This window comes from Streptomyces sp. NRRL F-5727 (genome assembly GCF_000719555.1).
Classification (GTDB): domain Bacteria; phylum Actinomycetota; class Actinomycetes; order Streptomycetales; family Streptomycetaceae; genus Streptomyces.
This window is the reverse complement of record NZ_JOGX01000055.1, coordinates 24,005-43,660: the sequence shown is the minus strand read 5'-3', so window position 1 is coordinate 43,660 and position 19,656 is coordinate 24,005. Positions and strand designations below refer to the sequence as shown.

Genomic DNA, 19,656 nt, shown 5'->3' with positions numbered 1-19,656 from the left:
CCTCCCGGTCCGCCGCTCCGCCACCGTCGGCGCCGACCCGCGGTTCGCCGCCGCCGTCCGCGAGCTCGTCCTGGAGCGGGCCGCCGCCGAGCGCGGCACACGCGCCCAGCGGTGCGCCCTGGGCGCCCTCGGCCCCTCCCACGACCTGTGCCCGATCGGCTGCTGCCCGGCCCGCGCCGAGCACCCCGCCGCCGCCGGCGCCGACAGCCCCTGGGCGACCGCCGGCTGACGCTCCACGCCTCCGCCGGGAGCGTTCACGGCTCCCGGCCCGCAGCGCCGGCGAGGGGAGCGACCAGGAGGTGCTCGACGGACGCCACCGGGTCGGCGCCGGGAGGCAGCACCGGCGGGCTCCCGGTCACGGCCCGGGCGGCGAATCCGCCCTCCAGATGGGGCATCCGTACGTCGAGGACACGGACGCCGCGGGCCCGCTGCTCCCGGCCCACCACCGCCAGCCAGGTGGCGAGCGCCGCCTTGGCGGCCGCGTAGTCGGCCATGCCCCGCGGCGGCGCGTCGACCACCGCGCCGGTCACGACCGCGACCGCCCCGCCGGCTTCGAGCAGGGGAAGGGCGCCGCGGACGACGGCCATGGGCGCGAGGGCGTTCACGGTCATCAGGTGCTCGGCGGCGGCCTCCCCGACGTGTTCGGCGCGCCCGAAGCCGGCCACGCCGACGGCCACGACGACATGGTCCAGCCCTCCGAGGGAACGGACCGTCCACGCCGCCAGCCCCTCGCAGCCGTCGAGGTCGTAGGCGTCGAAGACGCGACGCGGGCACGCGCCCGACCGCTCGGCGAGTCGCCCCGCGTCCCGGCCGACCAGGGCCACCGCCGCTCCCCGCCGGCGCAGTGACCGCGCCGCGAGGCCCCCGATCTCCCCCGTCGCCCCCACGACGAGCACCCGCGCTCCGGCGATCCCCCCGCCGTCGTCGGGGAGTCGGGGCCCCTCCCCCCCACCGCCGCTCACCGCGGCGGACCTTCCGGAACCGCCGGCGAGGACGTGCCGGGGAGCGACGGCGGCGCGGCCTGCCCGTCCCGCGCCAGGACGCCGGAGGCCCGGCGCCGTGCGAGCGACTCCGCGGCGGCCTCGCGCGGGTGGCGCCGGCGCCAGTACGGGTTGTCGTGGGGAAGCTTGCTGGAGACCCGTCCGTACATCCCGAACGTGAGGATCAGCAGCCCCATGACGAAACTGAACATCACGTTGGTCATGCCGAAGTCGAGGAAGTTGGCCGGCCGGTCCAGCACGAACAGGTGGTAGAACCCGCTGACCAGGAACAGGCCCCCGACGGTCAGGTTCAGTGTCGAGGCGGCGTTCCCTCCCACGGCGGCGCCCACCAGCAGGACGAGCCCCACCACGACGGAGATCGCGCTCAGGGCGGTGTTGGTCGTCATCCCCGCGATGCGGTCACCGGAGGTGTCGAACGGGCTGAGCGCGTCGGCGAAGCCGAGGCAGCCGAACACGAGCAGGATGCATCCGCAGAGGGCCGCGCCCCAGCGGTACACCGTGGCCAGATGGTGGTCCACGGGCAGTTCGTCCTTGAGTCGCACAGCGTTCCCCTTGCTTCCGGTGTCCCCCGGTTCCCGCCCTGGCGGCGGATCGCGGGCGGACCGACGTCTCCTGGGGCACCTTTCATGGTGCTTCAGCACGTTTTTCGCGACTCGTCCCGTTCTGGATGCGCTGCGGATGTCCTTCTCCCCCGCCGGGCGGACCGCGCCGTCCGCGCCGCCGGCCTCCGCATCCGACGGGCGTCCGCGAGGCGAACAGGTACGGACGTGTACGGACGGTGCCGCGGAGCACCGCGCACGGGAACGGATGCGGCATGACGGACACGCACTGGCTCTTCGGCGATCAGCTCGGGCCCGCCTTCCTCAGGGCGGGGGACGGCGGCCCCGCCCGTGACGCGCCCGTCGTCATGATCGAATCCCGGGCCGTCTTCCGGCGCCGCCGTTTCCACCGGGCCAAGGCCCACCTGATCCTCTCGGCGATGCGGCACCGCGCCGCCGAGCTCGGCGACCGGGTGACGTACGTGCGGGCGGACACCTACCGGGAAGGGCTCCGGCGCGCCGTCGGCGGCGGGCGGGTGACGGTCCATCACCCGACCTCACGGGCGGCCCTGCGTCTCGTGCGTTCGCTCGACAACGTCGCCGTGCTGCCGCCGCGCGGGTTCCTGGTGGACCCCGAGTCGTTCGCCGACTGGGCGGGCGGACAGCGCACGCTCCGCATGGAGGCCTTCTACCGGCACGTCCGCCGCGACCACGACCTCCTCATGGACGGCGGGGAGCCGGCGGGCGGGGCCTGGAACCTCGACCACGAGAACCGCCGGCCGCCACCGCGGGGGGTCCCGACGCTCGGTGCGCCCGCGCCGTACCGCCCGCGGGAGGACTCCGTCGACGACGAGGTGAGGCGCGACCTGGACCGCTGGGAGCGGGACGGGGACGTCTCCTTCGTCGGCCGCGACGGTCCGCGGGCGTTCCCGGCCGACCGCCGGGAGGCCCTGGCCGCGCTGCGGCGCTTCCTGAGCCACCGGCTCGCGGGGTTCGGCGCGCACGAGGACGCCATGCTCGCCGGGGACGGCACCATGAGCCACAGCCTGCTGTCCTCGTCCCTGAACCTCGGGCTGCTGGATCCGGTCGAGTGCGTGGAAGGCGCGGAGGCCGTCTGGCGGGCGGGCGGGGCGCCGCTCAACTCGGTCGAGGGGTTCGTCCGCCAGATCGCCGGCTGGCGCGAGTACGTCTGGCACCTCTACTGGTACTTCGGCGAGGAGTACAGGAGCTCGAACGTGCTCGGCCACACCGGCGCCCTGCCCCGCTGGTGGGACGAGCTCGACGCGGACGCCGTCTCGGCCCGGTGCCTGGCGACGGCGCTGCGCCAGGTCCGGGACACGGGGTGGACCCATCACATCCCACGCCTCATGGTCCTCGGCGGTCACGCCCTCCAGCGCGGCTGGGATCCCGCGGCCGTGACGGACTGGTTCCACCGCTGCTTCGTCGACGGGTACGACTGGGTGATGCTGCCCAACGTGGTCGGCATGTCCCAGTACGCCGACGGCGGCAGGATGACGACGAAGCCGTACACCTCCGGCGGTTCCTACATCGACCGCATGAGCGATCTGTGCGGCCCGTGCCGCTACCGTCCGGACCGGCGGGTCGGCGAGGACGCCTGCCCGTTCACCGCCGGGTACTGGGCCTTCCTCCACCGGCACCGGGACCGCTTCGGCCGCAACGCCCGCATGATCCGGTCGGTGCGGGGTCTGGACCGGCTGCGGGACCTGCCCGAACTGCTGGAGCAGGAGCGGGAGCGGGAGCGCCTCCGGGGGGACGCGCCGCCGTGACGCGAAGGGCCGCCCACCCCCTCGCCAGGACGGCGGGGCCGTCCGGGTGAACGGCCTCGCCCCCGCATCCGCCGCCGGGCGGGCGAACGAAGGTCGTCGCGGAGTCACGTCGACCGACCGAGGAGAAGTCCATGACCACACCCGCCCGGTACCTTCCCGGCACGTACACGCCCGAGGCCGGCGAGTACGTCTGCGACTGCGCCGCCGCGCACACGTGGCGCATCGACGTCGCCGGGCACCTCTTCCCGGCGTTCCCGCCGAACTGCGGCGCCGACGCGTGGCGTTCGGCGGGGCCCGCCGAAACCTCCCGTCACCTGGAGCCGGAGCCTCCCGCCTGACCGGCCTCGCGCCGCCGTCCACGGGACCACCCCGGGCCGGGACGGCATGCTCCCGCGCCGGGGCCCCTCACGGCCGAAGGGCTCTCAGGCTCGTGTCCTTCCCTCCGGTGCGGGTCCTGCCCTCCGGCGCGACCGGTCGGCGGAGGGGCCCTTCACGCGGCGGCGCTGCGGCCTTCCGGCCCGTAGGGGTACCGGGCGCCACGGCCGTGTAGTGGCGGGCCAGGGCCCGCGCCATGGCGTTCGAGGAGTAGGTGGAGCGGACGAGGTCCCGCGCGCTGCGCGCCATCGCGGCCGCCGCGCCGTCGTCGACCCGCAGGAGCCTGAGCAGCCCCTCGCCGATCGTCCGGGCACAGGAGGTGTCGATCAGCAGGCCGTTGCGGCCGTCGACCAGGTAGTGCGGGACGCCGCCGCGTACGGGAGCGGCGACGAGGAGTCCGGCCTCCATGGCCTCGAGCACGGCCAGCCCGAACTCCTCCTTGGCGCTCGGGCACACGTACCGGGCGCGGAGACCGTTCGCGGGATCGGCCAGCCGACGCTCCAGGGTGCGTACCTCGGCGTTGGCGAGAGCCGGCAGGAGGAGCAGGCGTTCCGCCGCCTCGGGGAAGGCGGCGACGGCCCGTTCGACGCGTGCGCGCATCGCGCGCTCGGCGGGATCGGCGTCCGACGGGCTGCCGCCCACGCAGACGAGGACCGACTCCCGGAAGGCCCCCGACTCGGCCCAGGCGCGGACGAGGACGTCCTGTTGTTTGACGGGGTGCAGGCGCCCGACGGTGAGCAGCACCGCGGGCGGGCGCGGCCTGCCCGGTCCGGCCGCGGCGCCGAGGCGGGTGCCGACGGCCGCGAGCAGGGAGTCGATCCGCCGGCCGGCGTCCGCCGGAGGCCGGTACGGCGGGATGCCCTCCGGTGGCGCGTCGGGAACCCCTCCCGCCCGGCCGGCCAGTTGAGGGAAGTGGTGGAGCAGCTCGTCCGCTCCACCCCCGGCGCCCGCGATGCCCACGACGCGGTCGGCCCGGTCGACCAGCCGGTCCGCGACGAACACCCGGTGCAGGTCGTGCCGGAGGGCGTTCGCGTCGGTGCCGGGCGCGGCATGCCGCTCCGTCATCTGGCGGTGCGGGTCGGGCGCGGCGGTGAAGACGAGGGCCGCGCCCGACCGGCGGGCCGCTTCCGCGAGGGCGAGCGAGCCGTCGTCGGCGTAGCGGACGTGGAGCACGTCGACGGGCCTGCCGAGTGAGCCGAGGAGTCGGGTCGCCCACCAGGCCAGCGCCTCGCGGTGCCGCCCCAGCTCCTCGGGCCGGACCTGCCGTGGGCTGTCGACGGGGAGCCTGAGCACCCAGTGCCGCGGTCCCCGGCGGCGCAGGAGGACGGGGTCGGCCTCCAGTTCGGGAACGCAGGCCGTGACGAGGGTGAGGACGCCCGCGACGCCGTCGGTCCGTGCGAGCGCGTCGCCGAGGGCTCCCAGCAGGACGCCGAGGCCGCCACTGAGCCCCTCACCGGGCCGGTCCAGGTGCCCCAGGAGCATGGACTGGGCGACGAGCGTCCCGGGGCGGAGCTCCGCGCTCTGCGGGACGGCGGGCGGAGCAGGGGCCCGCAGGGCCTCCCGGAGCAGACGCTCGTAGGCGTCCGCGGGACGGGCTCCGGGCGTGACGCCGGCGTGGGGCGGCAGGAGAGAGCCGTCGTACGCGGCGAGAAGGCGCCAGGCCGCGTGGCGTACCGTCCGTTCGGGCGCGTGGGTCAGCCGGACCAGTTCGGGCCGCGCGAGGGGGGCGAGGGACTCCGCCGCGGCGAGGTCGAGCAGGGTCGCGACGAGGTGCGGGGAGCGGGTGCCGAGGAGGCCGCGCCGCACGGCGGCTGCGGCACGCTCCGCCCCGTGGCGCCGGACGACCTCCGGCCACGCGTCGAAGACGGCCGCGCGGGTGTGGTCGCCGTCGTCGAGGAGGCGCACGCACGTCTCGGGAGGCGGTGTCCGGCCCGCCCGTACGCGGCGGCGCAGCCCGGCCAGGACGAGATCCCCGGCGGTCGCGGCGGCGGGTCGGCCCGCCGGTGCGCCATCGGGGCCGTACTCGGCCCGGACGAGTTCGGCGAAGAGGTTCGGCGCGGCCGCACGGCGCCCGGGGGAGGGAGGGGGTGCGTGCTTCCAGTAGGCGGCCCTGGCCGCAGCGAACGGATCGGGCCTCCCGGGAGGGCGGCCCCGGAGGGCGGGGTCGACGGGCACGGCGGGAGCGGGGCGTTTCATCGGAACTCCTCGACGACGGTCGGCGGGGAGTTGTTCGCCGGGGGCCGGGGGCGTGGATGCACGCGCCTTCGACGGCGGGAAGCGCAGGCACCGGGCGACGGCCGCGCGCCCCCGGCGGACGGACCCGGCGACCGCCCCGCGCCCGGAAGGCGGTCTGCGCGGCGGACCCGCGCCCGGCAGGCGGCACCAGCGGACTGCCCGCGCCCGGCAGACGGTCGGGCCTCCCCGGCAGAAGGTCACAGCGAGCCTCCCCGGCAGACGGACTGTGGCCGATTCGAGCCCATGACCGGTGCCCGCGGTCCCCGCGCCCGGCAGACGGGCCCGACGGCCGCCCGCCCCCGGCAGGCCCCGCCCCCGGCGGACGGTCCCTGCGGCCGGCGGTCGAACCGGCACCCCGCCGCTCCGCGCCCGGCAGACGGTCCCTGCGGTCGGCGGTCGGCGGTCGGCCGGCACCCCCGCCGCTCCGCGCGCGGCAGCGGTACCCGCGGCCCGGCCACGCCGCAGGCGGTCTGCGCGGCGGACCCGCGCCCGGCAGGCGGTGCCGGTGGGCCTGCCCGCGCCCGGCGGAGGCTGCGGTGCCGTGCACGCCCGCATCCGTCGGACGGCGGGCGGAGGAAGCCCCGGCATGAAGCACTCGCGTCCCGGTGCCACCGGAATCCGCCGGCCACGTGTCGTGGTGGTCAGCCCTCCGTTCCTCTCGCACGCCCAGCCCCTTTCCGTGCTGGCGGGGGCACTCGCCCGGGCGGGCTGCGAGGTCCACCTGGCGACCGCACCGCCCTTCGCCCCGCTCGCAGAGGCAGCGGGGGCGCGGTTCGTGCCACTGACCGTCACGCGGAACGCGAACACCGGCGTCGCGCGGAGCACCCGGCAGGGGGCCCGGGAGACGGAGCGGCTGGACGAGTTCCTCGCCTCCACCCGGAGCGGGGCCGTCGCGGCGCTGCTCACCCAGGCACGGCACCGCGGCGAGGACCTGCTGGGCGACCCGTCGGCCGTTCTGGCGCGGCTGCGGGAACTGCACGCCCGTCTGTCGCCCGACTGGTACGTGGTCGACCAGCTGAGCTACCCGGTGACGCTGGCGCTGCACTGTCTCGGCCTTCCGTACGCCACGTACTGCCCCGGGCACCCGACCTATGTGCCGCACGCGCCCGAGGCCCTGTTCGGCGTCCCCCACGCCTGGCCCCGTGCGGTCCGCCCCGGCGAGGAGGATCTGGCTGAGCTGCGGCGCGCGGCGGAGACCGCCGAGGAGGCGTTCACCGCCCGGTTCGCCGAGGTCGCGCGTGCTCACGCGCCGGCCGCCCCGGCGCCCGGGCGCGCCTTCGCGCTGGCGTCGTCCCACGCGGTGGCGTTCGCCTACCCGCCCTTCCCCTGGCTGCCTGAACGGCCTCGGGAGAACCCGGAGTTCTTCTACGGAGGGCACTGCTCGCCGCCCGCGGAGCCGAGCCCCGGCGGGGCGTGGGAGGGGGTGGTGCGCCGACTCCGGGCGGCCCGCCGCCGGCTGGTGCTCGTCGCCCTGGGCACCTTCCTCTCCGCCCGCGACGACGTGCTGGCCGTCGTCGTGCGCGGGATCCGGTCCCACGTCCCCGACGCCGCCGTGGTGGTCGCCGCGGGCGACCGGGCGGGTGCCCTCTCCCCGCTGGCGGGGCCGGACGTGCACGTCGCGGACGTCGTGCCGCAGCGCTGGCTGCTGGCGAAGGCCGACACCATGGTCCACCACGGCGGGAACAACTCCTTCACGGAGTGCCTGGTCTCTGGTACTCCGGCGCTGGTCCTGCCGTTCTCCAGCGACCAGTTCTGCATCGCTCACGATGCGGAGAGGGCCGGCCTCGCGCTCTGCCTCGACCCGTCCCGGCTGACTCCGCGCGCGGCGGGAGAGGCGCTGCGGGAGCTGCTGGCGGAGGTGCCGCCCGGTCTGCCGGGATGGACCTCCGAGGTGCGGCGCCGGGGTCCGGACTGGATGGCGCGGCGGTTGGCCCGGAGCATGGCCTCGGTGGCCCCGGTCCGCGCGTGAGGAGTCACGCGTCCGCCGGAACGTGACCGGCGGACGCGTGAGGAGTCACCCGTCCGCCGGAACGTGACCGGCGGCGGGATCAGAGGCCGAAGAACCGGAACAGGAAGAAGAGTCCGCCGAGAAGGGCGCCGAAGAGAAGGAGGGAGACCCAGATCATCGGGTGCTCCCAGATCCCGCCGTCGGCGCGTTCGAGGTGCGCCGAGGAGGTGGAGCCCTCGGCGGGCGGGGTTTCCTCAGGAGGTACGAACGGCACGCTCATGGTCGCTCCCTGGAGGTGCGGCGGCCGGACGCCGCCGGGTCTCCACCGTCCCCCCGGCAGGCACGCGACCGCCAGCCGTATCGATGGTGCATCGATACGGGACTCGCCGTCATGCCGCACCGCACCGTTCGCCGACGCGCCCGCAGCCGCCCTTCGCCGACGAGGAGTTCGAGGCGCGGGCCGAGGGCATCCGCCCGAGACAGGCGGTTCTTCCGTGGGCGCAGGGTGGGGAACCCCCGCAGACGCCGTCGGCCCCGTCCCCCGGGGCGCCTCCCTTCACGGCGTGGGCGGCGATGCACGATCGATGCGACTTGTCGACCACTCGGCCGTTGCCGGACGGTGGTCGAGGACGGGACCGCGAGCGAGGAGGTTCCATGCGCATCGTCCGGATCGCCCGACATCCCTCACGCTGCCCTGTGGGTACGTCCGCGGCGGCCGACCCCCCGGGGAGGCGCTGATGTTCCCGCTCCCGGACCGTGCGCCCGGGAACGGTCCCGGGGAGCGCCGGCCGCCGTCGGCGGAGGACCCGGAACCGGTGTCTCGGACGGCACCCCGCTCCCTTCCCGACCTCTCCTTCCGGCAGGACTGGAAGGACCTGCTCTTCGTCCACTGGGCGGTCACCCCCGATGCCGTGGCGGGCTTCTTCCCGCAGGGCACGCGCCCCGACACGTCCGAGGGGCGCACCTTCGTCGGACTGGTCTTCTTCGAGATGCGCGACCTCGCCTTCGCCCGAGGGCCCGCGCTCCCGGTCCTCGGGCGGTTCCCCGAGATCAACGTGCGGCTCTACAGCGTCGACGGCCACGGGCGCCGCGGGGTGGTGTTCCTCAGCCTCGATTGCCCGCGGCTGCTCCCCGTGCTCGCCGCGCGGGCCGCGTACCGCCTCCCCTACCACTGGGCCTCGGCACGGAGGCGCCGCTTCGACGACCGCGTGCTGTACACCGTGCGCCGCCGGTGTCCGGGAGGACCGCGGTCGCGCGTCTGGGCCGACCTGGCCGGGGAAGGGAGGAGCCCGGACGCGCTGGACGACTTCCTGACGGCTCGGTGGGGGCTGCACGCGGCGACCAGGGACGGCACCTACTACTGGCCCCTGTGGCACGCCCCCTGGCGTCTGCGCGAGGCCGAGCTGCTCTCGCTCGACGACGAACTGGTCGCGGCCGCCACCGGCCTGCCGCTCGCCGTGTCCTCGCGGCCCGTGAGCGTTCTGTACTCCTCCGGCCTGCATGTGCGCTTCGGTGCCCGTGTGCCCGTCCACTCCCCCTGACCCGGCCGTCCGCACGATCCCGACCCCCGCCGGTGATCCGCGCCCCGGCCGGCCGGTGGCGGTGTGGCCGCTCCGCACGCCGTCGGTGCATCCGGTCGGCCCCGACGGCCGGAAACCCTGACGACCGGGGCCGTCACGCGGCCCGGCGGACAGCGGGAGGAGGGCCGTTGCGGTGGTGAGCGTGGAGCGGGTGATGGTGGTGCGGCGTCCGTTGGCCGAGGTCGTGGCCTATCTGGAGGACTTCGCCAGGACCGAGGAGTGGGATCCCGGCACCGTCCGCTGCGTGCGGCTCGACGACGGGCCGGTGCGGCCGGGCGCGCGGTGGCTGAACACGTCGCGCTTCCGGGGCCGTACGACCGAGCTGCGGTACGAGCTCGTCGTACGGGAGCCCGCGCGGCTGGTGTTCGTCGGGGAGAACCGGACGGTGACCGCGCGGGACGACCTCCGGTTCGCCGAAGAGGGGACGTCGACGCGGCTGACCTATGCGGCGTCCCTGTCGTTCAAGGGCTTCGCCCGGCTGGCCGCGCCCTTCTTGCGCGGGGAGTTCGAGGGGCTGGCCGACGGCGTGGTCACCCGCCTGCCGGCGGCCGCCGAGGCGTGGCGCCCGTGAACGCGCCGCAGGGCTCGCATCGTTTCCGCATCGCACGGTGGTGACCATGCGCGACACCGTTCACGGGATCACCACGGGGGCGGTGGCCCGACGCCTGGGGGTCTCCCCCACCACCGTGCGGTCCTGGGACCGGCGGTACGGGATCGGACCCGCCGTCCGCGGGGACGGGCGGCACCGGCGCTGGAGCCCCGCTGACGTCGCGATGCTTGAGGAGATGTGCCGTCTGACGGCGTCGGGCGTCCCGCCCGCCGAGGCGGCGCGGGCCGCCCGCGAGGTGCGGGCAGCGATGGAGCGCGACGGGGCGGTGGCACCCGTCGCGCCCGAGCCGGAGACGCCGGCGGTGCGGCACGAGGCGGAGCCGGTGACGGCGCGGGGTCCGGCGGAGCCGGTGACGGCGCGGGGTCCGGCGGGAGGGGGCGGTCTGCCGCTGGGCGACGTGCGGCAGGAGTGCCGCGGGCTCGCCCGTGCCGCCGTGCGCCTCGACACGCCGGCCATGGAGGCGGTGCTGCGGGCGGCACTCGCGGAGTACGGGCTCGTGACCGCCTGGGAGGAGATCATGGCCCCGACACTGCACGCCGTGGGCCGCAAGTGGGAGTCGTCCGGCGACCGGTACGTCGAGGTCGAGCACCTCCTCTCCTGGCACATCTCCACCGCCCTGCGGCGGGCCGCCGTCACCGGGCCGGCGCCCGTGTCCCCGGCCCCGCCGGTCCTGCTGGCGTGCGTTCCCTCGGAGCAGCACACACTGCCGCTGGAGGCGCTCGCCGCCGGGCTGGCCGAACGGTCTCTGCCGACCCGGATGTTCGGCGCGGCCGTTCCCTTCGAGGCCCTGGACGCGGCGGTGCGGCGCTCCGGCCCGGCCGCCGTCGTCCTGTGGTCCCAATCCCGCTCCACCGCGAACCACGCGCTGGCCCGGCACGTCGCCGGGACGGCGTTCGGGGTGCGGGGCGCGCGCACCGCAGCCCTGGTCCTCCTCGCGGGCCCCGGCTGGCTCGGCCGGACGCTGGACCCGGGCATGGTGCGCCCCGGCGGCCTGCGCGAGGCGCTCGGCGTCGTCTCCCGGCTGTACGGGGAGCGGCCCGAGGAGGCGGAGGCGGCGGAGCGCGGCGGGGACTGAGCCCCATGCTCCGTCGAGGACGCAGACCGTCCGCGGCGCCGGGCAGGGGAGCCGGGCAAGGGCGCCAGGCAGGGGGCGCCGGGCGGGGGGCGTCCTGGGTGGCAGCGCAGAGCGGTCCGTCCCTCGGCCGTCCGGAGGGGCCGGGGCGGGTCCTCGCTCGCCGCGGCCGGGTCGTGGCGGGGTCAGAGCGTGCCCGGCCGGCGGCGGCCGGACCGTGGCCGGTCAGCGGCCGGCGCCGGCGAGTTCGAGGCTGTGCCGCATGCTCAGGAGGCCGCGGCGGGCGTGGCTCTTGACCGTGCCGAGCGGCATGCCCGTGCGGTCGGCGATCTGGGTCTGGGTCAGGTCGGCGAAGTAGGCGAGTTCCAGGACGTCGCGCTGGGCGCGGGGAAGCCTGGACAGCTCCTCGGTGACGACCATCCGGTCGAGGATCCGCTCGGGTCCTTCGTCGGTCCGGCTCTCGTGCTCCAGGGAGCGGCCGAGGGTCACCGCGAGCTCGGTGCGGCGGGTACGGGCCGTGAGGGCGTCGGCGATCTTGCGCCGGGTGATGCCGGTGAGCCAGGCGGGCAGAGTGCCGCGGTCGGGGCGGAAGTTCGCCCTGCCGCGCCAGGCTGCGACGAAGATCTGCTGGGTGACGTCCTCCGCCTCCCGGGAGTCGCCGAGGGCGCGGGCCGCCAGCGTGTGGACCAGGCGGCCCCAGCGCTGGTAGGCGACGGCCAGGCAGTGCTCGTCGCCGTCGACCAGACCGCGGGCGATCTCCTCGTCGGTGAGCGCGGCGGGGTCGGCGAAGGCGTCGACCAGGAGTGCGTCGGCCTCGGTGGGGGCGGGGACTGCGGTCGTCCGGTGCGGGGTCATGGCGCTTCCTCCTCCGGATGGTGGAGCGGGCGTCCACCGGGTGTGCCGTCGCCGGGGCGGCGGCGCCGGGGCCTCACCGGCCCCGTGCCCCCTCACGGTCCGTCCGGCTCGCCCGTCGGCACAACTCGCATCGTTTCCGCATCGAAGGCTCAGGACCGTTGCGCATCCGCCGCGCGTCCCGGAGCGGAAGAACCCGGTGGACGACGAAAGCGAAGCCTTCGCGGCCGGGGGGAGAAACGCCCGGCGGCACTCGGCTCCGCGCACGACGCACCCACGAGAACGAGGACGGCATGGAGAGGACGAAGGACCGAACGCGGTACGACACGGTGGTCGTCGGAGCGGGAGCCGCGGGTCTCGCCTGCGCGGGCGACCTGTGCGGGGCGGGCCTGCGGGTGCTGCTCCTGGAGGCGGGCGACACGGTGGGCGGCAGGATGCGCACCGACCGGGTGGCCGGCTTCACCGCGGACCGCGGCTTCCAGGTGTTCAACACCTCGTATCCGCAGGTGAAGCGGCGCGTGGACCTGAAGGGGCTGCGGCTGCGGCCGTTCACGCCGGGGGTGCTCGTGCACACCGACCGGGGGCCTCGCCGGTTCACGGACCCGACGCGCCGGCCGCGGGACAGCCGGGATCTGCTGCCGGGGCGGCTCGCGTCGGCCCGTGATCTGGCGGCGCTCGCCGCGCTGTCGGCGCGGGACGCGCTGGCGCCGGCGTCCGTGCTGCGGCGCGGCGCCGACGGCACGACGCTCGACGCCCTGGCCGCGGCGGGGGTGTCGCCGCGGCTGGTGGAGACGTTCTTCCGGCCGTTCCTCTCCGGGGTGTTCCTGGAGGACGACCTGGAGACCTCGGCGCGCTTCTTCCATCTGGTGTGGCGGAGCATGCTGCGCGGCACGTTGTGCCTGCCGGCGGACGGGATCGGCGCGGTGCCCGCGCAGCTCGCGGCCCGGCTGCCGCGGGAGGTGCTGCGGACCGGGACCGCCGTCTCGGAGCTGACGGCCGGGGGCGTCGCCCTCACGGACGGGCGCGAGGTGCTCGCCCGGACCGTCGTCGTCGCCACCGGGCAGCGGATCGCCGGTGAGCTGCTGCCGGGGCTGCGCGTGCCCGACGGACGGACCGTCACCACGCTGTACCACGCGGCCGTCCGTCCTCCGCTGGACGAGCCGGTGCTGGTCGTCGACGCTCGGCGCAGGTTCCTCAACACCTGTGTCCTCACCGCCGTCCAGCCCCGGTTCTCCGCCGACGGCCGGGCGTTGGTGTCGACGTCCGTGCTCGGCGACCCCGGCCCGGCGGAGACGGAGGCCGTGGTCAGGGCTCTGGGCGAGGTGTACGGCACGGAGACGGGCGACTGGGAGCCCGTCCACCGGGTCACCCTCGCCGACGCCCTTCCGGCGATGCCGGGACCGGCACCGCTGGTCCGGGACGTGCGGTGGTCTCCCGGCCGCTACGTGTGCGGGGACCACCGGGCGACGGCGTCCGTCCAGGGCGCGCTGGCGTCGGGTGCCCGGGCGGCGCGCGCCGTCCTGGCCGATCTGCGGGCGGGCGCGGTCTGAGGACACGAGCACGGTGTCGTGGCACCTGGTGGGCAGCGTGACCGGAGGCAGCCCCGGCCGGGCAGGGGAGGTTCGCCGTGCTTCCGCGGGGACGAGCATCCCGGACGGGTCGGGCGCCGGGACCGCGCACGGCGCGGGGAAACCTCCGCGAACAGGTCGTACGTCACGGGAACTGCGTCTACCGTCACTCCCGGAAGCCAGACGCCGTTCAGGGAGCGCACCGGTGACGCTCGTGCGCGGGGACGGTACGGACGCGGCGCACGGCGCCCGCGCGGGAGAGGGGCAGGCATGAGCGGAGTGGCACGGCGGACCGTGGTGGCGGCCGGCGGGGCGGGACTCGCCTCGGCGGCGCTGGCCGGGTGCGGCAGCTCGGACGCGGAGGGCGGCACCGTCACGGGTGGCACGGACGGCGCGCCGCGGGCACCGCTCGCGAAGACCGTCGACATCCCGGTGGGCGGCGGCAAGGTCCTGGCGGACAAGGGCGTCGTCATCACCCAGCCGAAGGCGGGCGAGTACAAGGCGTTCTCGTCGAAGTGCACGCACGCGGGCTGCGCCGTCAGCGAGGTGAAGGACGGCGTGATCATCTGCCCGTGCCACCAGAGCAGGTTCGACATGTCGGACGGCAGCGTGACGTCGGGCCCGGCGACGGCTCCCCTGCCTCCGGAGCCGATCGAGGTGACGGGCGAGGAGATCTCCTTCGGCTGAGGACGGAACGGCGGCCGCTCCGCTACGCGCCGCGCCTCGGCGCCTTCCAGGCGGCGAGGAGGTCGTCGGTGGTCGCGATGGTGGCGACCAGGGCGAGGGTGTTGCGGATCATCGCGGGGGTGTAGTCGGCCGGCACCCCCGCGATCGCGTCCTGGGGGACGACGACCGTGTAGCCGAGGTTCACCGCGTCGAAGACGGCGTTGGGCACGGCCACATTGGCGGAGACCCCGGTGACGACGAGGGTCCGGCAGCCGAGGTTGCGCAGCAGCGCGTCCACCCCCGTCCCGGCCAGTGGGGACAGGCCGTGCAGCCGCCGCACCACCAGGTCCTCGTCCGCCACCTGGATCGGCTCCGCGACGCGGACCGCCGTCGAGCCGCTGTGCTGTTGCACAGGAAGCCGTGCGGCGGCCCGGAAGAGGCGCGCGTTGCTGCTGGAGCCGCGTCCGTCGGGGCGCCGTTCGGCGACGGCGTGGACGACCTGGACTCCGGCGCCGTGGGCGGCGTCGACGAGCCGGGCCACATTGGCCAGGGCGCCCGACCTCCGGGCGACGGCGGCGAGTTCGGGCAGGGCGCTCAGCGCGCCGACGACCCCCTCCTGGCATTCGACGGTGAGCAGCACGACGCCGTCCGGACGGAGCCGCTCGTCGAGCTCTTCCCTGCGCCCCATCGCTCCCCCTCGCCTCCGCGTCCCGCCGCTGCCCCTTGCACCGGCGCGGACGCGCACCCATGATTTCTGACATCCCATCAGAAATCCAGAAGGGTGCGGACGATGACCGTCGCACAGCGCCGTGGACGCCGGATCATGATGACCCCGGAGGAGCTCGACTCCTTCCTGACCGAACAGCGCACCTGCCGGGTGGCGACCGTCTCCGCCGACGGCCGCCCGCACGTCAGCGCGCTGTGGTTCGCGTGGGACGGCACCTCGCTCTGGCTCTACTCGCTGACCCGCAGCCGCCGCTGGGCCGAACTGCGCGCCGATCCCCGGCTCTCGGTCCTGGTGGACGACGGCGAGGAGTACGGGGAGCTGCGCGGAGCCGAGCTGTCGGGGACGGCCGTCTTCGTCGGCGAGGCGCCGCGCACGGGCGAGCCGTGTCCCGGACTCGACGCGGTGGAGCGGCTGTTCGCGGCGAAGAACTTCGGTCTGGACGCCATGCCGCACGACGGCCGGCACGCCTGGCTCCGGCTGACTCCGGACACCGTCACCACCTGGGACTTCCGCAAGCTCGGCGGGGCGTAGCCACCGGGGCCCAGGTCAGTCCGCGTGCGGCCGCCCGGCCTCCCGGAGCGCCTCGACGACCGCGCGGAGGGATGGCCGGCGGCCGGCGTCGGTGCGCCAGGTGGCGTAGATGTGCCGGCGCATCTGCTGCCGTACGGGCACGCAGACCACGCCGTCCGGGTGCGGCCGGCCGAGCCGGGGCGTGACGCACACCCCGAGGCCGGCGGCGACGAGCGCGAGCTGGGTGTGGTGCTCGCCCGCGAAGTGGGCGATCCGCGGCTCGATGCCCTGGGAGCGGAGGGTGAACATCAGCCAGTCGTGGCAGAACTCGCCCTCCGGCCAGGACACCCAGTCCTCGTCGGCGAAGTCCTCCAGGTCCACCGCCTCCCGGCCGGCGAGCCGGTGCCCGGCCGGCAGGGCGACGTCCGCGGCGTCGTCGAGCAGATGGGCGCGCTCCAGCTCGCCGGGGACCGGGGACCGGCGGTTGCTCCAGTCCAGGACGATGGCGAGGTCGGCGTCGCCGCGCAGCACCGCCCGTACCCCCTGCTCGGGCTCCAGCTCGGCGGTGCGGACCCGCAGATCGGGGTGGCGGGCGCGCAGCGAGGCGAGGGCGGCGGGGAAGAGGCCGCGCGCGGCGGTCGGGAAGCCGACCAGCCGGACCTCGCCGACGACCTGGCCGCGCTGGGCCTCGATGTCGGCCTGGGCGAGCTGGACGTGGGAGAGGATCCGGGCCGCGTGCTCGGCGAGCAGCATGCCGGCGTCGGTGAGCCGCACCCCGCGCCCGTTCTTCGCGAGGAGCCGCTGGCCCACCTCCCGCTCCAGCTTGGACAGCTGCTGGGAGACGGCGGAGGTCGTCACGTGCAGTCCGTCGGCGGCGCCGCTGACGGAGCCGTGCCGGGCGACGGCGTCGAGGGTGCGCAGGCGCTCCAGGTTCAACATGTAAGCAATACTAAGCGAACGGGTCGACGTAATCTCGCTTGTTCTACGACGTCGGGGCCGTCACCCTGAGTACATGAGCAACGCAGCCGCCTCCGCCCCCTCGCCCGGACCGTCCCCCTCCCCCGTCCGCCGCCCCCTCCGGGCGCACCTCCTCGACTGGCGGGTCCGCTTCGGCGTGCTGGCCCTCATCTGGGGCTTCAGCTTCCTGTTCATCAAGGTGGGCACGGAGGGCTTCGCCCCCTTCCAGGTGACCTTCGGCCGGCTGCTGTTCGGTACGGCGGTGCTCGCGGTGGCGCTGGTGGCGAAGCGGGACCGGCTGCCGCGCGGGGCCAGGACGTGGGGGCACCTGACGGTGGCGGCCTTCCTGCTCAACGCGCTGCCGTTCTCGCTCTTCGCGTACGCCGAGCTGACGATCCCGTCGACGCTGGCCGGGATCTGCAACGCGACGACCCCGCTCTGGGGCATGGTCCTCTCGCTCGTGGCGCTCTCCGAGGACCGGCCCACCCGGGTGCGCGCGGCGGGTCTCGGCATCGGCTTCATCGGCGTCCTGACGGTCCTCGGCGCCTGGCAGGGCTTCTCCGGCCTGGACGTCACGGGCACCGCGCTGGCGCTCCTCGCCTCGTTCAGCTACGCGGTCGGCTGGATCTACGTCCGCCGCACCCTGAGCGGGACCGGCGCCTCGCACCTCTCCCTGGCGACCGGGCAGGTCGGCCTGGCCACCCTGCAGCTGGCCCTCGTCACCCCGCTCTTCACCACCCTCCCGGAGTCGTTCGAGCTGCTTCCGCTGCTCTCGGTGATCGCCCTGGGCGCCCTCGGCACCGGCTACGCGATGCTGCTCCAGTACGGCGTGGTCGCCGAGGTCGGCCCGACGACGGCCTCGATGGTCACGTACTTCATCCCGGTGATCGCGACGGCGGCGGGCGTGGCCTTCCTGGGCGAGCAGCTGGCCTGGAACACCCCGGTGGGCGCCGTCGTGGTCCTCCTCGGCGCGGCCCTCACCCAGACCCGCACCTCGGCGCGGACCCCGGCCCCCTCCCGTACGACACCGGCGCCCCAGCCCTCGGAGGCGCCGGCCGGAACCGCGGCTCGCACCTGACCGGCGGCACTTCTCCCCCGCCCGGGCCCGGCCCCGGCCTCAGCCGTAGCTGCGGGCCGGGGCCGGGCCCGCGGCGGCCGCGACGGCGTCGGCCAGCGGGTCGACGTCGTCGGGGGAGAGCGGGGAGACCGTGAGGCGGACGGCCGGCCCGGTGGCGATGCGGAAGCGGGCGCCGGGGGCGACCGCCCAGCCCGCGCCGAGCAGCCGCGCGACGGCGCCGGTCTCGTCGGCGACCGGCACCCAGACGTTCATCCCGCTCCGCCCGTGCGCCCGGACACCGCGCCGGGCGAGCTCCCGCACCAGGGCGTCGCGCCGTTCCCCGTACGCGTCGGCGACCGCCTCCGGGTCGACCGCGCCGGTGCTCCACAGGTGGACGACGGTCTGCTGGAGGAGCCGGCTGACCCAGCCGGGGCCGAGGCGCTGCCGGCCGAGGACGCGGTCGACGGTCTCGTGGTCGCCGGTGAAGGCGGCGATCCGCAGGTCCGGCCCGTACGCCTTGGCGACCGAGCGGACCAGCGCCCAGTGGCCGGTGACCCCGGCGAGCGGGCGCAGCCGCCGGCTGACGATGCCGTGGCCGTGGTCGTCCTCGACGAGCAGCACCCCGGGGTGCGCGGCGAGGAGCCGGCGCAGCGCGGCGGCGCGGGCGGCGCCGAGGCAGGCGCCGGTGGGGTTCTGGGCGCGGTCGGTGACGATCACCGCGCGGACCCCGTCGCGCACGATCGCCCGCTCGACGTCGGCGGCGAGCGGGCCGTCGTCGTCGACGGCGACCGGGACGGGGCGGAGTCCGAGGGCGGGAACGAGGTCCAGGAGACTGCCCCAACCCGGGTCCTCGACGGCGACGGCGTCGCCGGGCCGGAGGTGGACGGCGAGCACCCGCTCGATGGCGTCGAGGGAGCCGGAGGCCACCCCGACCGGCCCGGCGGGGACGCCGTCGGCGTCGAAGGCGGCGCGGGCGAGCCGGGCGAACTCCGGGTCGACGGGCGCCTCCCCGTAGAGGCCGGGCCGCTCGGCGTACCGCCGGGCCGCCGCGGCGAGGGCCGGGCCGAGCGGCGGCAGCAGGGCCGGGTCGGGGTTGCCGCCGCTGAGGTCCCGGACGCCGGGCGGCGCCTCGACGCGCAGGGAGCCGCGCGCGGTGGTGGCGGGGCGCGGCCGCACCCGGCTGCCGCGCCGCCCGTCGGTCTCGATCACGCCGCGCTCGCGCAGGGTCCGGTAGGCGGCGGCGACGGTGTTCGGGTTGACGCCCAGCTCGGCGGCGAGCTCCCGCAGCGGCGGCAGCGACCGGCCGGGCTCCAGCGCGCCCGACCCCACCCCCCGCTCCACGCTGGCGGCGATCTCCGATGCGCGACGACCTTCGATCCGATACTCTCCTAGCACAAAACAGATTATGCACTAGTGCAATAGAGATCGCAAAGGGGCCGCCATGAGCGCCACGACCACCACCCCCGAACGGCTCGCGGACTACACCCCCACCGACCGGACCGTGCCCACCCGTTCCCGGCAGCGCGCCTCCTACGACCGGGCGCTCGTCCACGCGATCCTCGACGAGGGGTACGTGTGCCACCTCGGCTTCATACGGGACGGGGCGCCCGTCGTGCTCCCCACCCTCTACGGCCGGATCGGCGAGCGGCTGTACGTCCACGGCTCCACCGGCTCCCGCCCGCTCCGCATGGCCGGCGCGCGCCCCGCCGCGGCCGGTACCGGTTCCGGCGACCCGGCCGGGGCCCCCGGCCTGCCGGTCTGTCTCACCGTCACCCACGTCGACGGCCTGGTCCTGGCCCGCTCCGCCTTCCACCACTCGCTCAACTACCGCTCGGTCGTCGTCCACGGCGTCGCCCACCAGGTCACCGACCCCGAGGAGCTGCGCACCGCCCTCGACGCCCTCGTCGACCAGGTCGTCCCCGGCCGCTCCGCCGACTCACGGCCCGCGAACACCAAGGAGCTCGCCGCCACCGCCGTCATCCGGCTCGACCTGGAGGAGGTGTCGGCGAAGGTCCGTGCCGCGGGGCCGAACGACGACGCCGAGGACCTGGCGCTGCCGCACTGGGCCGGTGTGGTCCCGGTCGCCCCGCGCACCGGCACCCCGGTCCCGTCGGCGGACCTGGACCCGGCGATCGCCCTGCCCGACTACCTGACCGCGCTCTGAGGGGGCCG

General features: G+C 76.0%; 19 protein-coding genes and 1 pseudogene. 12 read left to right on the top strand and 8 right to left on the bottom strand.

From position 1 onward, the window contains the following. A pseudogene (locus tag IF73_RS0129020) lies at positions 1–229 on the top strand (ferrochelatase); the annotation flags it as partial. Positions 230–254: 25 nt separating this feature from the next. Here the strand turns inward: IF73_RS0129020 and IF73_RS0129015 are convergent. Further along, a complete protein-coding gene (locus tag IF73_RS0129015) occupies positions 255–887 on the bottom strand; it encodes an SDR family NAD(P)-dependent oxidoreductase (protein WP_234338372.1) in 633 nt (210 codons plus the stop codon). 71 nt (positions 888–958) lie between these two features. Further along, positions 959–1,543: a DUF4383 domain-containing protein gene (locus IF73_RS0129010; protein WP_031013290.1), complete on the bottom strand. Its 585-nt coding sequence runs from the start codon at positions 1,541–1,543 to the stop codon at positions 959–961. A 272-nt stretch (positions 1,544–1,815) separates the two neighbouring features. Here IF73_RS0129010 and IF73_RS0129005 point away from each other — a divergent pair, with 272 nt between their 5' ends. Both IF73_RS0129005 and IF73_RS38085 read left to right on the top strand, forming a co-directional pair. After that, positions 1,816–3,327, top strand: a complete 1,512-nt coding sequence (locus IF73_RS0129005; RefSeq protein ID WP_031013289.1) for a cryptochrome/photolyase family protein — start codon at positions 1,816–1,818, stop codon at positions 3,325–3,327. 131 nt (positions 3,328–3,458) lie between these two features. Then, the gene (locus IF73_RS38085) at positions 3,459–3,665 is read left to right on the top strand and encodes a hypothetical protein (RefSeq protein WP_037880814.1); all 207 of its coding nucleotides are present in this window, start codon (positions 3,459–3,461) and stop codon (positions 3,663–3,665) included. 67 nt (positions 3,666–3,732) lie between these two features. Here IF73_RS38085 and IF73_RS0128995 read toward each other — a convergent pair whose 3' ends face one another. Continuing rightward, positions 3,733–5,898 (bottom strand): glycosyltransferase, encoded by a 2,166-nt coding sequence (locus IF73_RS0128995; RefSeq protein WP_051717409.1) that lies wholly within the window; start codon positions 5,896–5,898, stop codon positions 3,733–3,735. Between the two features lie 625 nt (positions 5,899–6,523). On the opposite strand from IF73_RS0128995, the gene IF73_RS0128990 reads away from it, so the two are divergent. Next, on the top strand, positions 6,524–7,906 hold the full coding sequence (locus IF73_RS0128990) for a glycosyltransferase (protein WP_031013286.1): 1,383 nt from the start codon (positions 6,524–6,526) through the stop codon (positions 7,904–7,906). A 79-nt stretch (positions 7,907–7,985) separates the two neighbouring features. Here the strand turns inward: IF73_RS0128990 and IF73_RS0128985 are convergent, their stop codons facing one another. Further along, positions 7,986–8,165, bottom strand: coding sequence for a hypothetical protein (locus tag IF73_RS0128985; RefSeq protein WP_031013284.1), 180 nt, complete (start codon positions 8,163–8,165; stop codon positions 7,986–7,988). A 535-nt stretch (positions 8,166–8,700) separates the two neighbouring features. Between IF73_RS0128985 and IF73_RS0128980 the strand changes: the two genes are divergently transcribed. The 3 genes from IF73_RS0128980 (at position 8,701) to IF73_RS0128970 (ending at position 11,150) form a co-directional block, all read left to right on the top strand. Continuing rightward, positions 8,701–9,426, top strand: a complete 726-nt coding sequence (locus IF73_RS0128980; protein ID WP_031013283.1) for a DUF2071 domain-containing protein — start codon at positions 8,701–8,703, stop codon at positions 9,424–9,426. A 172-nt stretch (positions 9,427–9,598) separates the two neighbouring features. Continuing rightward, the gene (locus tag IF73_RS0128975) at positions 9,599–10,036 is read left to right on the top strand and encodes an SRPBCC family protein (protein WP_031013282.1); all 438 of its coding nucleotides are present in this window, start codon (positions 9,599–9,601) and stop codon (positions 10,034–10,036) included. Between the two features lie 46 nt (positions 10,037–10,082). After that, positions 10,083–11,150, top strand: a complete 1,068-nt coding sequence (locus tag IF73_RS0128970) for a MerR family transcriptional regulator (protein WP_051717407.1) — start codon at positions 10,083–10,085, stop codon at positions 11,148–11,150. A 222-nt stretch (positions 11,151–11,372) separates the two neighbouring features. On the opposite strand, the gene IF73_RS0128965 is transcribed toward IF73_RS0128970, so the two are convergent. Next, positions 11,373–12,002 (bottom strand): sigma-70 family RNA polymerase sigma factor, encoded by a 630-nt coding sequence (locus tag IF73_RS0128965; RefSeq protein ID WP_031013279.1) that lies wholly within the window; start codon positions 12,000–12,002, stop codon positions 11,373–11,375. A 290-nt stretch (positions 12,003–12,292) separates the two neighbouring features. Between IF73_RS0128965 and IF73_RS0128960 the strand changes: the two genes are divergently transcribed. Further along, entirely contained in the window at positions 12,293–13,549 is a 1,257-nt protein-coding gene (locus IF73_RS0128960; RefSeq protein WP_031013278.1) for an NAD(P)/FAD-dependent oxidoreductase, read from the top strand. Between the two features lie 288 nt (positions 13,550–13,837). Continuing rightward, positions 13,838–14,254, top strand: coding sequence for a Rieske (2Fe-2S) protein (locus tag IF73_RS0128955; RefSeq protein WP_031013276.1), 417 nt, complete (start codon positions 13,838–13,840; stop codon positions 14,252–14,254). Positions 14,255–14,276: 22 nt separating this feature from the next. On the opposite strand, the gene IF73_RS0128950 is transcribed toward IF73_RS0128955, so the two are convergent. Next, the gene (locus IF73_RS0128950; RefSeq protein WP_031013274.1) at positions 14,277–14,921 is read right to left on the bottom strand and encodes a cysteine hydrolase; all 645 of its coding nucleotides are present in this window, start codon (positions 14,919–14,921) and stop codon (positions 14,277–14,279) included. Positions 14,922–15,023: 102 nt separating this feature from the next. Between IF73_RS0128950 and IF73_RS0128945 the strand changes: the two genes are divergently transcribed. Then, positions 15,024–15,491: a pyridoxamine 5'-phosphate oxidase family protein gene (locus IF73_RS0128945; RefSeq protein WP_031013273.1), complete on the top strand. Its 468-nt coding sequence runs from the start codon at positions 15,024–15,026 to the stop codon at positions 15,489–15,491. Between the two features lie 15 nt (positions 15,492–15,506). On the opposite strand, the gene IF73_RS0128940 is transcribed toward IF73_RS0128945, so the two are convergent. Continuing rightward, entirely contained in the window at positions 15,507–16,409 is a 903-nt protein-coding gene (locus tag IF73_RS0128940; RefSeq protein ID WP_031013272.1) for a LysR family transcriptional regulator, read from the bottom strand. Between the two features lie 73 nt (positions 16,410–16,482). Here IF73_RS0128940 and IF73_RS0128935 point away from each other — a divergent pair, with 73 nt between their 5' ends. Then, on the top strand, positions 16,483–17,505 hold the full coding sequence (locus IF73_RS0128935) for a DMT family transporter (RefSeq protein ID WP_031013271.1): 1,023 nt from the start codon (positions 16,483–16,485) through the stop codon (positions 17,503–17,505). Between the two features lie 39 nt (positions 17,506–17,544). Here IF73_RS0128935 and IF73_RS0128930 read toward each other — a convergent pair whose 3' ends face one another. Continuing rightward, positions 17,545–18,879, bottom strand: coding sequence for an aminotransferase class I/II-fold pyridoxal phosphate-dependent enzyme (locus IF73_RS0128930; protein WP_031013270.1), 1,335 nt, complete (start codon positions 18,877–18,879; stop codon positions 17,545–17,547). Between the two features lie 46 nt (positions 18,880–18,925). Here IF73_RS0128930 and IF73_RS0128925 point away from each other — a divergent pair, with 46 nt between their 5' ends. Then, positions 18,926–19,648: a pyridoxamine 5'-phosphate oxidase family protein gene (locus IF73_RS0128925; RefSeq protein WP_031013269.1), complete on the top strand. Its 723-nt coding sequence runs from the start codon at positions 18,926–18,928 to the stop codon at positions 19,646–19,648. The last annotated feature ends 8 nt before the right edge of the window (positions 19,649–19,656 follow it).